Annotated in this window: 1 protein-coding gene; it reads left to right on the top strand. The window is 62.8% G+C overall.

Features of this window, described 5'->3' with window-relative positions; genetic code table 11:
- Positions 1-67: 67 nt before the first annotated feature.
- A protein-coding gene (locus ACWDRB_RS67845; RefSeq protein WP_449912915.1) for an IS3 family transposase occupies positions 68-1,233 on the top strand; the annotation gives its coding sequence in 2 pieces (ribosomal slippage) (positions 68-359 and positions 359-1,233; 1,167 coding nt in all).
- Positions 1,234-1,270: the final 37 nt, after the last annotated feature.

Below are 1,270 nucleotides of genomic sequence, written 5' to 3'. Positions count from 1 at the left end.
TGAGCTTCCCCCCGTTCTCCGGACACTTGACCTGAGGTCACCCTTGATCATCAGGAAGGATGTCCCCATGCCCTCGCCACACCCTCCGGAGTTCCGGCGTCGCGCGGTCGAGCTCGCGCGCCAAGGTGACAAACCGCTCCTCCAACTCGCCAGAGACCTGGGCGTCAGCCGGTCGTGCCTGCAGAACTGGTTGAGACAGGCCGACGCCGACGAAAACGCTGGCACTGGTGACCGGCTGACCAGCGCGGAGAAGAAGGAACTCGCCGAGCTGCGCCGCCGCAATAAGCAGCTGGAGATGGAGAACGACATCCTCAAGCGAGCGGCGGCGTACTTCGCACGGGAGAACGTACTCCCAAAGTAATCTACTCGCTGGTCCGCGAACTCGCCGACGACCGCATTCCGGTCGCGGTGGCCTGTCGAGTACTCCAGGTGTCGACCTCGGGATATTACGAGTGGCTCGGCCGGCCCGAGCCGCCGCGCGAACTCCGCAATAAGGAACTCACCAAAATAATCCGACAGATACACGCCGACTCGCGCGGCAGTTACGGCTCGCCGCGGGTGCATGCCGAGCTCACGCTCGGGTTGAGCGAGAAGGTCAACCGCAAGCGCGTGGAGCGGCTCATGCGCGCAGCCGGCCTGCAGGGCATCTACCGGCGCAAGGGCCGCCGCAACCTGGTCAACCAGGCCACCGAGGAGGACCTGGTGCAGCGCCGCTTCGATGTCGAGGCGCCTGATCGGCTGTGGCTGACCGATATCACCGAGCATCCCACCGGCCAAGGGAAGGTGTATTGCGCCGCCGTCATGGACGCCTATTCACGCCGGGTCATCGGCTGGTCCATCGACGCACGACAGGATTCGGATTTGGTGGTGAGCGCATTGGCGATGGCTGTGGCCCGGCGGAAGCCGGACGCCCGCTCGACCATTCTGCATTCCGATCACGGCGCGCAATATACGTCTTGGTCCTTTGGCAAGCGGCTGCGAGATGCGGGCCTGCTCGGGTCCATGGGAACGGTGGGTGATTGCTACGACAATGCGATGATGGAGTCGTTCTGGGGAACGATGCAGCTCGAACTTCTCGATGCGAAAATCTGGAAAACCCGGGAAGAACTGGCCAACGCCATATTTGAATGGATCGAATGCTGGTACAATCCATACCGACGACATTCCAGTATCGGAATGCACAGCCCCGTCACGTTCGAGGGCCTCTACAGGCCGTCAGGCACCGCTGAGTGACCTCACCTCAGGTGTCCGTGCTGCGGGGGGAAGCTCA

The sequence above is a fragment of the Nonomuraea sp. NPDC003707 genome, assembly GCF_053587055.1.
Note: the sequence above shows the minus strand (reverse complement) of the source record. Positions and strands in the feature narration are given on the sequence as shown.